Below are 12183 nucleotides of genomic sequence, written 5' to 3'. Positions count from 1 at the left end.
GTCGGTGCTTACGCAGCAGGATTGGCGGGATAGACGACGCGGCTGCTCCGAATGAACAGCGAGCGGATCTTGTCCCAGAAATTGCCCCCGAGGACGAAGAAACTTGCAAGGAACATTAGATCGCCGAGCAACTGGAGCTGCCACATGTTCGGGCGAAGTTGGGGCCACAGCGCATCCAGATACGGCTCCAGCGAGGCCGAGATCAGCGGGATACAGAACATCACGAGGCCGAGATTGTATCGCGCCCGGCTGATATGGGTCTCCGTCGAGAGACGGAAGACGCCGAAGATCTTCCTCTTGAGCTCTTGGAAGCCGGCCTTGCCCATCACCGCAATAACAAGCAGCAGAAGGATCTTGTTGACGATGAAGATCACCCCCGTGATGGCGGCAATCCTTGTACTTGGCACACCCGCCCATGCTGCGATCGGCACGCAAAGCCACATGGCTATGGCGACGCAGACAAGGACGATACCGAGCTTGAAACGCCAGGCCGGTGCTTGCGGCGCGACATTCTCTTCCAATTGAACTGACATTTTCCTCATCCCCTCCTGAAGCGTCGATCGCGTTGCCGACCAGCGCTGCTCCCGCTCTTTTCCCGTCAAAACGATTATAAATCGCAAGTTAGGCTTTTAGTATATGAGAAAATGCAATTCGCCGGGCTGAAGCCGGTCGAGGATCAGTGGCCGACACATTTCGTGTCGCCGAGGGGCCATCCGCCCCTTCTATGTGCAGCAGGATCAAAGATCCAGATCGTGGTTCGAACGCCGGGCGGCAAACCGGCGTCGTCCAGCGTGGTGCATAGGTAACGTGCGAACCCCGCCGAATGATAGGTGTCGGGCTGTACGTCTACCCACAAGACGTTATCACGGGCGCCTTCCAGGAAACCCTTTCCACGCCTCTCTTTTGCTGAATTGCTTCCAAGGCGTGAGTTTGCCAGGTGGCAAGCTCTTCGGCGACCAGGGCTTGGCATAGGAGCGTGCTGGCGCAGGCGGCAATACCGAGGAATCTAGGCATCATGGACCACCCCATGTTCTGCACGATTTTAGCAGATGTGGCCTCTAAGGGGAAGGAACCCGCTGCCAGGTTGATAAGTTCCGTTTGATGCGGATAGCCGCCACTTCGTAAAAAATCATCCCCGCAAATCCCCGCCCTCAAAACCCGTGCCATACTTCTCCCCGTCCCACCACGGATACACCGGTTTGCGTTGCCGGCGAGGCGGGGCCGGTGCCCGGACGGTTTGGCGGAACGCGCGCAAAATCCCCGGGGCTGCGTGAAAGGCGGTTCTCCTCCGGTTCGTGAAAGCGGACTGGGCGTGCCGGGTGGTCACACCGTCCTTGGACGGTCCAGGGCTGAACCCCGCCGTATTGAAAGGCCTGGCGGATAAGCGGCCGGGCCGGGGCATTGGAGGCTTTCCCGTCAAAAAGGAAAGCGCAGAAGAACCTGAGAAGCGCGGCAAAAGACACCGAAACGGGGCACATCGCGTGTCACCTACTATTACCTACCTGAGGCACCCGATGTGCCCCGGCCAACCTGTTCTTTGAAAACCCACGGCGAATTTTCGCGCGTGGATGGAAGGCGTGGAGCATCTTTTGTGCCCAGAAGCCCTCCCCACCTCCGTCATGTCAGCCCTCCGTGGCGGGGATCCAGCGGCGCGAAGTCCTTCGCGCCAAAAGACAAGCCAGCGTCAGGGCAAGGGTTCTTTCGCTGCGCTGCAGCGGGGCATGTTGTTCGAGTACGACGGACAGTGGGAAAGCAGTTCGGCATGAAACACTGTTCCCGGAGCACGTCACCCACTGAACGGTGACGCGACAACCTCTCCCGCATGCCGGAAAAAAGGGTGAGACGATCCTCCCAGCCACGCTAGGACCGCCCCACCCGCCGCTTGCGGCAATCGCCTCCGCCCTTTTGCTTTTAGGGAGGAAGACGCCGATTGCCGCGCGACATCGTTCAGCCCGCTCAGCCCCGGCTTTGGCTGAGCGCCGCGACCCGTCCGTGCCAGACGACCAGGCAGGGCACGACGACAAGTTCCATGCCGAGGCCAAGCACATGCCCGGCCGACGGCACGCCATCGACATACAGCGAATACAGCCGCGCCAGCCCGCCGCTGAACGTTAGGATCGCCAGAAGCCGGATGCGCTCGGCCTTCGTCTCGATCGCCGGAATGCAGCTGTACCAGGCGATGCCGAAGGCAAGGAAAACCCCGGACAGGAACCGCACATGGCTGCTGAGATCCGTAGGCGGGGTCTTTTCGCCGAGAAACCCAGGTCCCATCACCACCCCGCACAAACCGGCAAACACCGGCAGCATCGCAAGAACCGCGATGGTCGCCTGCAGCAGGCGCCGCTGCCGGAAATCGGCCGGGCTGATCTGATAGGCAAGACTGGGCATCGCGTTTCCTCCTGAAGTCATCAGGGGTACGGACGCGGGCGCGGCCGAGTTTCAGCACCCCGAACACATAGGCGTGAACACAACACTTAGTAATTCACTTAACTATCTCTTGCGCCCACCATCACACCATGATAGTTAGGCATATGCTTAACCAATCGAACCAGCTCGATCTCATGTTCCAGGCGCTCGCCGATCCGGCGCGGCGCATGATGGTGGACAGGCTCTGCCGCGGATCCGCCTCGGTCAGCGAATTGGCCGGCCCGCTCACCATGTCCCTGCCCTCCGTCATGCAGCACCTGCAGGTGCTGGAACTGAGCGGCCTCGTCCAATCGCAGAAGGTCGGGCGGGTCCGCACCTGCACCATCGACCGGGAGGTGCTGAGCCTTGCCGAACAATGGATCTCCGACCGCCGCGCCCTGTGGGGCCGCCGTCTCGACGCGCTGGGGGAGTATCTCGCTGAAAATCCTGAAGACCCCGAAACCATCAAAACCGAAACATCACCAGGGAGTACAAAATGACCGACCGCAGCGTCACCCATGCCACCTTCGTCATCGAGCGCGTCTACGACGCCTCGCCGGCCCGCGTCTTCAAGGCCTTTTCCGACCCGGCCGCCCGCAACCGCTGGTTCGTCAAGGCCGACAACTGGCCGATTGCCGAATACACCTTCGACTTCCGCGTCGGCGGCCGCGAGACCGGCCGGTTCAGCCCGGATGGCACGATGATGGTCTATAACGAAACCATCTATCACGACATCGTGCCGGACAACCGGATGATCTTCGCCTATTCGATGCTGATCGGCGACAAGCGCATTTCCTCGTCGCTCGCCACGGTGGAACTGAAGGCAGAAGGCACAAAGACCCGGCTGTTCTACACCGAACAGGGCGCCTTCCTCGACGGCCTCGACAAGGTCGCCGACCGCGAAAAGGGCTGCCGCGACCTCTACGAACAACTGGCGCTGGAGCTCGAACGCAGCGCTGCCATTGCCTGACCCCAGCAGCCAAACAAGGAGAGTGTGATGAGCGAGCGTTCAATACATCATTCGACCATCGTCATCGAGCGCACCTATGACGCATCGCCGTCCCGCGTTTTTGCCGCCTGGTCAACACGTGAAGCGCTGCTGCGCTGGGGCAATCCGGGCGATGGCTGGGATCTTGCCTATGACCACTTCGACTTCAAGGTCGGTGGCGGTGATATCAACCGCTTCGGCCCGAGAGGTGGCCCGACTTTCCGCAACGAGACCACCTACCTTGACATCGTGCCCGATGTGAGAATTGTCTCGGCCAGCAGCATGACATCAGAGGGAAAGCACATTTTTGCCAGCCTGATCACGGCCGAATTCATCCTTGCCGGCAAGGGCTGCCGCCACATCGTGACCGAACAGGGCGCGTTCCTCGACGGCCACGACAAACGGGCGAACCACGAGGCAGGCTGGAGTGAAATGCTCGACAAACTCTGCATAGAACTCTTGCGCCCGCAGGTTGCTGCCTGACGTTGTCACCAAAGGAAGGAAACCGTCATGGCCCCACATTCGGTCACCCACGCCACCTTCACCATTGTCCGCCACTATGATGCCTCCCCCGACCGCGTCTTTGCCGCCTGGGCGCAGAAGGACCGCAAGGCCCCGTCGTACGCCAGCCATGCCGGCTGGAGATCGCAGGACTTCACCTTGGATTTCCGCATCGGCGGCCGCGAGCACCTGTCGATCGCCGCCCCCGATGGGGTCGTGCATACTTTCGACGGGCAATATCAGGACATCGTGCCAAACGAGCGCATCATCTACAGCTACGACATGCACCTGGATCGCACGCGGATCTCCGTCTCGCTGACCACGGTCGAACTGAAGGCAGACGGCACCGGGACGAAGCTGATCTTCACCGAACAGGACGCCTTTCTCGACGGCCATGACACTGCCAGACAGCGCGAAACGGGAACGCGTTCCCTGCTCGACAGTCTGGCAGCATTTCTAGCGACCGGCGATCCGGACTGACAGAAAGCATCCTTGCGGCGCCCGTTTCATGGACATCGGCGCCGCATATTGATTCGCGCACCAACAGGCGCTATCTAAGCATTCGTGGTGATTTGGCCGGCCGGCTTGCAGCCACGTTAAATAAGTTGCTAAAGGGCCGTGCGTGCGCAAGCAAGCGGGCCCGGTAGCGACTCTGTCGTTGCCGGTTTTTTTGTGCCGGCAAGTTCATATCCCGCTTGCTCGTAGACCAGAGTGTTGCCCATGCCGATCAAGATTCCCGATACGCTGCCCGCCTTCGAAACCCTCGTCAAAGAGGGCGTGCGGGTGATGACCGAAACTGCGGCGATCCGTCAGGATATCCGGCCGCTGCAGATCGGCCTGCTCAACCTCATGCCGAACAAGATCAAGACCGAAGTGCAGATGGCGCGCCTTGTCGGCGCCTCGCCGCTGCAGGTCGAGTTCTCGCTGATCCGGCTGGGCGGCCACAAGGCCAAGAACACGCCGGAAGAGCATCTGCTCGCCTTCTACGAGACCTGGGAAGAGGTCAAGCACCGCAAGTTCGACGGCCTGATCATAACCGGCGCGCCAGTGGAGACGCTGGATTACGAGGACGTGACCTACTGGAACGAGATGCGTGAGATTCTCGACTGGACCCATACCAACGTCCATTCGACCCTGAACATCTGCTGGGGCGCGATGGCGGCGATCTACCATTTCCATGGCGTGCCGAAATACACGCTGAAGGAAAAGGCTTTTGGCGTCTATCGTCATCACAATCTCAACCCGTCCTCGCCCTATCTCAGCGGTTTTTCCGATGATTTCCAGATCCCGGTATCGCGCTGGACCGAGGTCCGCCGTACCGATATCGAGAAAAAGCCGGACCTCGAAATCCTGATGGAATCCGAGGAAATGGGCGTCTGCTTCGTGCATGAAAAGGCGGGCAACCGGCTCTATGTCTTCAATCATGTCGAATATGATTCGACCTCGCTATCGGACGAATATTTCCGCGATGTCGATGCCGGCGTGCCGATCAAGATGCCGCACAACCATTTTCCCCACAATGATCCGACGCTGACGCCACAGAACCGCTGGCGCAGCCACGCACACCTGTTGTTCGGCAACTGGATCAACGATATCTATCAGACGACATCCTTTGATCTCGCCGATATCGGGAAGGACAGACGCTGACCGCACCCCTCACCATCCGCCCCGTCGAGCCCGGTGACAAGCAAGACTGGCGCCGTCTGTGGCAGGCGTATCTCGCCTTCTACGAGACCACCCTGCCGGAGGACATCTACGCCCTCACCTTTTCACGGCTCTTGAGCGGCGCAGCCCATGAATATGCGGGATTTCTCGCCGTGCTGGATGGCAAGCCCGTCGGCCTTGCGCATTTCCTCTTTCACCGGTCCTGCTGGCACAAGAATTCGATCTGCTACCTGCAGGACCTGTTCGCCGACCCGGACGTGCGTGGACAGGGGATCGGCCGAGCGCTGATCGAGGCTGTTTATGCCCGGGCGAACGCGGAAAAGGCCGAGGAAGTCTACTGGATGACCCAGGACTTCAACGCCAATGCCCGCAAGCTTTACGACCGGATCGCCGATAAGACGCCCTTCATCATCTATCAGAAGACGTTTTGAGACGAATCTGCTTTGTCTCTGCTGCGGAAGGCGCGGCAACGCATGCGGCGGCCGGATGGCCGTAAATTGTATGACTTTTCGGTTGCCGCGATCAGTGAAATGACGCAGTTTGCCGCCTACAGCGCCGCGCGTCATTCATGACGCGCAAAGGTCGCTGTAGCACGTTAAATTTGCTGCATAATTTCCCCTTAAATCGATTCCGATTTAAGGAATTATGCAGCAGGAAGAGTGGAGGAAGAATGGCCGTGCAGACAGAGACTGAAGTGTTCGGCCATATGCCGTCCGGCGAACCCGTGCATCGCATTGTGATCAAGGGCGGCGGCCTGACAGCACATATCCTCACCTGGGGCTCGGTCATCCAGGACCTGCGTCTTGATGGCCATGCGGCGCCTCTGGTGCTCGGCTTCGAGAATTTTTCCGACTATCTCGCGCATTCCCCCTATTTCGGCGCAACGCCGGGCCGCAACGCCAACCGCATCGGCGGTGGGCGGTTTGCCATAGACGGCGTGTCCTATCAGCTGGAATGCAATGAAAAGGGCGTGACCCACCTGCACGGCGGTAGCGACGGCATCGCCAAGCGTCTGTGGAGAGTGATCAAGACGGCGGAGAACCGCGTTGTGCTGCAGATCGTCGATCCCGATGGCCGCGCCGGTTATCCCGGCAATTGCACCATCACCTGCACCTATACGGTCAGCGAAGGCGGCGTCCTCAATGTTCTCTATGAAAGCACCACGGATCGCGCGACGATCTGTAACGTCTGTCAGCACAGCTATTTCAATCTCGACGGCACCGCCGATGCGCTCGGTCACGATGCGATGATTGCCGCCAATACCTATCTGCCGACCAACGAACTGCAGGTCCCGACCGGCGAGATCCGCTCCGTCGAAGGCACGGCGTTCGACCTGCGCGCCATGACCCCGCTGCGCCGTCAGCTGGAAGGCGAAAAGATCGGTTACGACCACAATTTCTGCCTGGCAGAGGCCCGTGGCCCCAAGCAGTCCGTTGCCCTTGTGCGCAGCATCAATTCCGGCGTTTCGCTGGAAGTCCGCACCACCGAGCCCGGCGTGCAATTCTATACCGGCTTCAAGATGAATATAGCCGCGCCCGGCCTCGAAGGCCGCCATTACGGGCCATTCGCCGGCTTCTGCCTGGAAACCCAGATCTGGCCGGACGCGATCAATCACGCCAATTTCCCGCAAGCCGTATTGCAGCCCGGCGAAACCCTGCGGCAGGAAACAGATTACGTCTTCACACGAAGCTGATCGGCGCCGGCTCCTCGTCCACGCCAATACGACGCCTCCCGGCGTGACTGCCACGGAGTACGGACGAATAACCGTGGAACGATCGATCCACCGCTGCGCGGCGTAAGCCGCCCCTCGTTGCCGTCGACCGGCTGCCCCCATAAGTCCAAAGCAAATCCGCTGGGCTTTTGCGGCAAAACCGGATTTGATGCCCTAATCAATGATGCGGCACGAGGAGGACTTGGGCATGGCTGAAACAAGCGGATCGAAGATTGCCCTGGTCACAGGCGGCGGGACCGGTATCGGCCGCGCCATTGCCGAGGCGCTATTGAAAAACGGCTATACGGTCGTCCTTTCAGGCCGGCGCTTCGATATTCTCCAGAACGCCGCGAAGGAGCTGTCCGCCGAGACCGGCGGCACGGCAAGGGCGTTCGCCGCCGATGTCGGTGATCCGCAGGCGGTCGCCACCCTGTTTTCCGCCATCCAACATGATTTCGGCCGTCTCGACCTGCTGGTCAACAATGCCGGCATGGGCCTACCGGCCATTCCGATGGAGGACATCACCTTCGAACAGTGGAACGCGATCGTCAGCGCCAACCTGACCGGCGCATTCCTCTGCACCCAGCAGGCTATGAAGCTGATGAAGGCGCAGACGCCGCGTGGCGGGCGAATCATCAACAACGGCTCGATCTCCGCCTCGACGCCCCGCCCGATGTCGGCGCCCTACACAGCCACCAAACACGCCATCGCCGGCCTCACCAAGTCTACCGCGCTCGACGGCCGCCTGTTCGATATCGCCTGCGGCCAGATCGATATCGGCAATGCCTCGACTGAAATGACATCAAAGATGAGCGGAGGCGTCCTGCAGGCCAATGGCGACATCGCCTCCGAACCGACCATCCCGGCAAACCTGGTCGCCGACGCCGTCGTCTACATGGCCGGACTGCCGCTCGACGCCAATGTGCTGACGATGACCGTGATGGCGACACAGATGCCGTATGTCGGAAGGGGATGATAGTAGGACCTTTTTTGACTGGCGGAGATCGAACAAGCACAGCGACGCAGGATGGCCTGGCAGGAGAAAGTCCTGCCTCACTTCCGCCCTATGGAGCCGCAAGGATCTTGGTTTCCGTAATCGGGAGATACAGCGCGATGCCCACCCGGCGACATTTCCTTATCGGCTTCGTTGCCGCGCCGATTGTGCTGCCGGGACTCGGCCACGCAGCCGGTGCGCCGGCACAGCTGTCACTTACACCAACTTGCATTGACGACGACGATGTGACGCCAGCGCAGACAGAAGGCCCGTATTTTACCCCGCACAGCCCTGAAAAACAGGACTTCGCGAACGACGCACCCGACGGTGAAAGGATGACGCTTGCCGGCCGCGTGCTGACCGAGGACTGCCGGCCCGTCTCAAAAGCGCTGATCGAGTTATGGCATGCCAACGAAAGCGGGCTCTACGACAATGGTGGCTACAAACTCCGTGGACATCAATTCACCGACGATGAAGGGAAATGGTGGTTCGAGACGATCGTTCCAGGGCTATATCCTGGTCGCACCCGGCATTACCACCTGAAAGTCCAACGGCCCGGCGGGAGCGTGCTGACGACGCAACTCTATTTTCCGGGTGAGCCGCTCAATGAGCGCGACCGGATATTCAACGCAACCTTATTGCTCGATGTCAGCCCGACTGACGACGGAAAATTCGGCCGCTACGACTTCATCGTTGCGTAACCCAAGGCTTGGAGAGTCTTTGAAGAAAAAATGGAGCGGGTGAAGCGATTCGAACGCTCGACCCCAACCTTGGCAAGGTTGTGCTCTACCCCTGAGCTACACCCGCTCATCATCCAAGGTCCGGGGGTAGTCGGTGGACCGTGGCGCCGCTGCGTTTGTTGTTTGCTGCGACGACGGCTATATGGCCCAGACGATTTTTAAATGCAACAGGGAAATGACGGTCGGTCCAATAATTTTTTGAAGAAATGTCGCAAGCCCCTGAAAACAAGGCGTTTTGCAGCCTGCTTTCTGTGGAAGATTGCGGTTTTTTGCCCTTACCCGTAAGGAAGACCACTATTTTCGAGCCAGAAGGAAGCCGTCATGAGTGAAATGCAGCCGAAGACACAGGACGAATTGTTCGCGTTTCTCGACGGCCTCGGCATCGCCCACAAGACCATGCAGCACGAGCCGGTTTTCACCGTCGCCGAATCGGTGGCGCTTAGGGACGCCATTACCGGCGGGCACACCAAGAACCTGTTCGTGAAGGACAAGAAGGACAATTATTTCCTGCTCACCGTCGAAGAGAACGCCACGGTGGACCTCAAGACGGTGCACACGCTCATCGGCGGCGCCAGCAAAGTGTCCTTCGGCCGGCCGGAAAAGCTGATGGAATATCTGGGCGTCATTCCCGGCGCCGTCACCGCCTTCGGCGTGATCAACGATACCCATAAGAACGTGAAGATCATCATCGACGAGGCGCTGATGAAGTGCGAGATCGTCAACTGCCATCCGCTGGCGAACGATGCGACGACGTCGATCGCGTCGAAGGATCTGCTGCGCTTTATCGAGGCGACAGGACATGAAGCCCTTGTCTTGAAAGTGACGTCCTGACATACGATCTTTGACGGGAAGACAGTCAGACGGACGAGGATGTCCGCGAGGAGACACGATGAGCGGCAACGACAATCCCTATGCAGCATCCTACGGCAACCAGATGACGGCAACGGCCAGCTATGGCGGCGCCCCTGCGCCAGCGAAAGCTCCGGCAGCGGCGGCCACAGCCGCGTCGGCCGGCGAGCTGATCAAGGAAACCACCACCGCCAACTTTACGCGCGACGTGCTGGAAGCCTCCCGTCAGCAGCCGGTGCTGGTCGATTTCTGGGCCCCCTGGTGCGGCCCGTGCAAGCAGCTGACCCCTGTGATCGAAAAGGTGGTGACCGAGGCACAGGGCCGCGTCAGGCTGGTCAAGATGAATATCGACGATCATCCCTCGATCGCCGGCCAGCTCGGCATCCAGTCCATCCCGGCCGTCATCGCCTTCGTCGCCGGCAAGCCGGTCGATGGTTTCATGGGCGCCGTGCCCGAAAGCCAGATACGCGAATTCATCGACAAGATCGCAGGCCCCATGATTGATGACCAGCAGGCCGGGATCGATGCGGCGCTAGCCGAGGCAAAGGCATTTGCTGAACAGGGCGACCTGCAGAACGCCGCCGGCCTGTTTGGTGCCGTGCTGCAGGCGGACCCGGAGAATGCCGCAGCCCTTGCAGGGCTCGCCAATTGCCTGATCACCGCCGGCGAGCTGGAGCAGGCGCGCGAAGTGCTGGCCGAGCTTTCCGAGGAGCTTGCAAAGGATGCCGGCATCGCCGCCGTTGTGAAAAAACTCGACCAGATCGAGGAGGCCCGCAAGCTCGGCGACCCGAATGCGCTCGAACAGATCCTTGCCGCCGATCCCGACGATCATGGTGCCCGCATCAAGCTCGCCAAGATCCGCAATGTCGAGGGCGACCGCGAGGCTGCCGCCGATCACCTGCTCAAGGTGATGAAGCGCGACCGGACGTTCGAGGATGACGGCGCACGGCGCGAACTGCTGCAGTTCTTCGACGTCTGGGGACCGTTGGACCCCGCAACGCTGTCAGCGCGGCGCAAACTGTCATCGATCCTGTTTTCGTGATACCCTAACGGGGCGGCTTTGTGACAATCTCCCTTGAGATTTACCGCTGGCGCCCCATTTCTTGTCGATAAGCGGCGCGGCGCCACAGCGGCTGCCAAGAACGCCTGACAGCGACGGGGTGAATTGAGACATGCAAGTTGGTAATGCACGTTATCTGAGGCCTCAGGACCTGCCGGAGACGCTTCCGGTATTCCCGCTGACGGGCGTGTTGCTGCTTCCCGGCTCCCAGCTGCCGCTCAACATATTCGAGCCGCGATATCTCTCGATGTTCGACGATGCGCTGGCCGGAAATCGCCTGATCGGCATGATCCAGCCTTCGTTCGGGGAAATTCGCGAAGAGCCGGGCCAAGCGCATGTGCAGGCGCTCTGCCAGGTCGGTTGCGTTGGCCGAATCACCTCGTTCGCCGAGATGGAGGATGGCCGTTATATCGTCTCGCTCACCGGCATCTGCCGCTTCCGCCTGTTCGACGAAGTGCATTTGACCAAAAAAGGCTATCGCTCCTTCAAAATCGCCCCCTTCGCCACCGACCTCACCGGGCCGGACGATGAGGCGCAGGTCGATCGCCAAGCCCTGCTGGCCGCCTTCAAGGCCTATCTCGACGCCAACAAGCTGGAAGCGGATTGGGAGAGCGTCGAGCGCGCCAGCAATGTAACGCTGGTCAATTCCATGGCGATGATGTCGCCCTATGGCCCGGCGGAAAAGCAGGCGCTGCTTGAGGCACCGGACCTGAAGACCCGCGCCGAAACGCTGATTGCCATTACCGAAATCGTTCTCGCCCGCAATTTCGGCGATATCGAAACCATGCTGCAATAGGCGGAAAGATGGAAGACAGAACCAGCCGGGTCGATCCCAAACTGCTTGAACTGCTGGTCTGCCCGCTCACCAAAGGCCGCCTCAGCTACCGCGCCGCCGACAACGAGCTGATCTCCGAGAAAGCCCGCCTCGCGTATCCGATCCGCGACGGCATTCCGATCATGCTGATCTCCGAAGCGAGGAAGATTGAGGATTGAGGATTGAGGATTGATTTGGCGTACGTTTGGCGGCTCGCCCAAAACTCTCCGTCATTCCTGTGCTTGTCACAGGAATCCAGTCACGCGGCGTCCGTCGCGTGGAAGACTCGTAATCCAGGCTTGGGTGGTCGGTCCCCTCGCCGCGCAGACGCGTGGCGGCTGGCAACTGTGTTTCTACGTTTGTGAAAAAATTGTTTTGTCCCTCGTGATTGCGTTTGCGATGGCGAGTATTTTGCGTGCGAGGGCAATGATGATGACCTTGAAAGGCTTGCCGCG

General features: G+C 60.0%; 15 protein-coding genes, 1 tRNA gene and 1 riboswitch. Of the genes, 13 read left to right on the top strand and 3 right to left on the bottom strand.

The features are described from left to right. Positions 1–8 precede the first annotated feature (8 nt). The gene (locus ACP7E0_RS22600; protein ID WP_426128016.1) at positions 9–533 is read right to left on the bottom strand and encodes a transporter suffix domain-containing protein; all 525 of its coding nucleotides are present in this window, start codon (positions 531–533) and stop codon (positions 9–11) included. Positions 534–1956: 1423 nt separating this feature from the next. Continuing rightward, positions 1957–2388 (bottom strand): DUF4345 domain-containing protein, encoded by a 432-nt coding sequence (locus tag ACP7E0_RS22595; protein WP_426128014.1) that lies wholly within the window; start codon positions 2386–2388, stop codon positions 1957–1959. Positions 2389–2531: 143 nt separating this feature from the next. On the opposite strand from ACP7E0_RS22595, the gene ACP7E0_RS22590 reads away from it, so the two are divergent. From ACP7E0_RS22590 to ACP7E0_RS22550, 9 genes are all read left to right on the top strand, one after another. Continuing rightward, a complete protein-coding gene (locus ACP7E0_RS22590; protein WP_426128012.1) occupies positions 2532–2906 on the top strand; it encodes an ArsR/SmtB family transcription factor in 375 nt (124 codons plus the stop codon). Then, the gene (locus ACP7E0_RS22585; RefSeq protein ID WP_426128010.1) at positions 2903–3376 is read left to right on the top strand and encodes an SRPBCC family protein; all 474 of its coding nucleotides are present in this window, start codon (positions 2903–2905) and stop codon (positions 3374–3376) included. Before ACP7E0_RS22590 ends, ACP7E0_RS22585 begins: the two co-directional genes overlap by 4 nt. Positions 3377–3403: 27 nt before the next feature. After that, on the top strand, positions 3404–3877 hold the full coding sequence (locus tag ACP7E0_RS22580) for an SRPBCC family protein (protein WP_426128008.1): 474 nt from the start codon (positions 3404–3406) through the stop codon (positions 3875–3877). A gap of 27 nt (positions 3878–3904) precedes the next feature. Beyond that, on the top strand, positions 3905–4375 hold the full coding sequence (locus ACP7E0_RS22575; protein WP_426128006.1) for an SRPBCC family protein: 471 nt from the start codon (positions 3905–3907) through the stop codon (positions 4373–4375). 74 nt (positions 4376–4449) lie between these two features. Beyond that, a riboswitch (SAM riboswitch) is annotated at positions 4450–4527 on the top strand. 88 nt (positions 4528–4615) lie between these two features. After that, entirely contained in the window at positions 4616–5542 is a 927-nt protein-coding gene (gene metA / locus ACP7E0_RS22570) for a homoserine O-acetyltransferase MetA (RefSeq protein WP_426128003.1), read from the top strand. Beyond that, the gene (locus tag ACP7E0_RS22565) at positions 5539–5991 is read left to right on the top strand and encodes a GNAT family N-acetyltransferase (RefSeq protein WP_426128241.1); all 453 of its coding nucleotides are present in this window, start codon (positions 5539–5541) and stop codon (positions 5989–5991) included. The genes metA and ACP7E0_RS22565 overlap by 4 nt, the downstream gene beginning before the upstream one ends. A gap of 245 nt (positions 5992–6236) precedes the next feature. Beyond that, positions 6237–7253: an aldose epimerase family protein gene (locus ACP7E0_RS22560; protein ID WP_426128240.1), complete on the top strand. Its 1017-nt coding sequence runs from the start codon at positions 6237–6239 to the stop codon at positions 7251–7253. Positions 7254–7479: 226 nt separating this feature from the next. Then, positions 7480–8247: an SDR family oxidoreductase gene (locus ACP7E0_RS22555; RefSeq protein WP_426128001.1), complete on the top strand. Its 768-nt coding sequence runs from the start codon at positions 7480–7482 to the stop codon at positions 8245–8247. A gap of 137 nt (positions 8248–8384) precedes the next feature. Then, positions 8385–8966, top strand: a complete 582-nt coding sequence (locus ACP7E0_RS22550) for an intradiol ring-cleavage dioxygenase (protein ID WP_426127999.1) — start codon at positions 8385–8387, stop codon at positions 8964–8966. Between the two features lie 31 nt (positions 8967–8997). On the opposite strand, the gene ACP7E0_RS22545 is transcribed toward ACP7E0_RS22550, so the two are convergent. Next, a tRNA-Gly gene (locus tag ACP7E0_RS22545) sits at positions 8998–9072 on the bottom strand. A gap of 254 nt (positions 9073–9326) precedes the next feature. Here ACP7E0_RS22545 and ACP7E0_RS22540 point away from each other — a divergent pair. From ACP7E0_RS22540 to ACP7E0_RS22525, 4 genes are all read left to right on the top strand, one after another. After that, a complete protein-coding gene (locus tag ACP7E0_RS22540) occupies positions 9327–9836 on the top strand; it encodes a prolyl-tRNA synthetase associated domain-containing protein (protein WP_426127998.1) in 510 nt (169 codons plus the stop codon). A gap of 58 nt (positions 9837–9894) precedes the next feature. Then, positions 9895–10896, top strand: a complete 1002-nt coding sequence (gene trxA / locus ACP7E0_RS22535) for a thioredoxin (RefSeq protein WP_426127996.1) — start codon at positions 9895–9897, stop codon at positions 10894–10896. A 130-nt stretch (positions 10897–11026) separates the two neighbouring features. Beyond that, entirely contained in the window at positions 11027–11710 is a 684-nt protein-coding gene (locus ACP7E0_RS22530) for an LON peptidase substrate-binding domain-containing protein (protein WP_113317414.1), read from the top strand. A gap of 8 nt (positions 11711–11718) precedes the next feature. Continuing rightward, on the top strand, positions 11719–11907 hold the full coding sequence (locus ACP7E0_RS22525) for a Trm112 family protein (protein ID WP_113247138.1): 189 nt from the start codon (positions 11719–11721) through the stop codon (positions 11905–11907). The last annotated feature ends 276 nt before the right edge of the window (positions 11908–12183 follow it).

It is taken from the genome of Pararhizobium sp. PWRC1-1 (assembly GCF_049897905.1).
GTDB lineage: Bacteria > Pseudomonadota > Alphaproteobacteria > Rhizobiales > Rhizobiaceae > Pararhizobium.
Note: the sequence above shows the minus strand (reverse complement) of the source record. Positions and strands in the feature narration are given on the sequence as shown.

Coding starts and splice junctions, on each gene's coding strand:
- ACP7E0_RS22555 (WP_426128001.1), top strand. CDS start 7,480: ATGGCTGAAACAAGCGGATCGAAGATTGCCCTGGTCACAGGCGGCGGG.
- ACP7E0_RS22550 (WP_426127999.1), top strand. CDS start 8,385: ATGCCCACCCGGCGACATTTCCTTATCGGCTTCGTTGCCGCGCCGATT.
- ACP7E0_RS22575 (WP_426128006.1), top strand. CDS start 3,905: ATGGCCCCACATTCGGTCACCCACGCCACCTTCACCATTGTCCGCCAC.
- ACP7E0_RS22590 (WP_426128012.1), top strand. CDS start 2,532: ATGCTTAACCAATCGAACCAGCTCGATCTCATGTTCCAGGCGCTCGCC.
- ACP7E0_RS22525 (WP_113247138.1), top strand. CDS start 11,719: ATGGAAGACAGAACCAGCCGGGTCGATCCCAAACTGCTTGAACTGCTG.
- ACP7E0_RS22580 (WP_426128008.1), top strand. CDS start 3,404: ATGAGCGAGCGTTCAATACATCATTCGACCATCGTCATCGAGCGCACC.
- ACP7E0_RS22600 (WP_426128016.1), bottom strand. CDS start 533: ATGTCAGTTCAATTGGAAGAGAATGTCGCGCCGCAAGCACCGGCCTGG.
- metA (WP_426128003.1), top strand. CDS start 4,616: ATGCCGATCAAGATTCCCGATACGCTGCCCGCCTTCGAAACCCTCGTC.
- ACP7E0_RS22530 (WP_113317414.1), top strand. CDS start 11,027: ATGCAAGTTGGTAATGCACGTTATCTGAGGCCTCAGGACCTGCCGGAG.
- ACP7E0_RS22540 (WP_426127998.1), top strand. CDS start 9,327: ATGAGTGAAATGCAGCCGAAGACACAGGACGAATTGTTCGCGTTTCTC.
- ACP7E0_RS22585 (WP_426128010.1), top strand. CDS start 2,903: ATGACCGACCGCAGCGTCACCCATGCCACCTTCGTCATCGAGCGCGTC.
- ACP7E0_RS22595 (WP_426128014.1), bottom strand. CDS start 2,388: ATGCCCAGTCTTGCCTATCAGATCAGCCCGGCCGATTTCCGGCAGCGG.
- trxA (WP_426127996.1), top strand. CDS start 9,895: ATGAGCGGCAACGACAATCCCTATGCAGCATCCTACGGCAACCAGATG.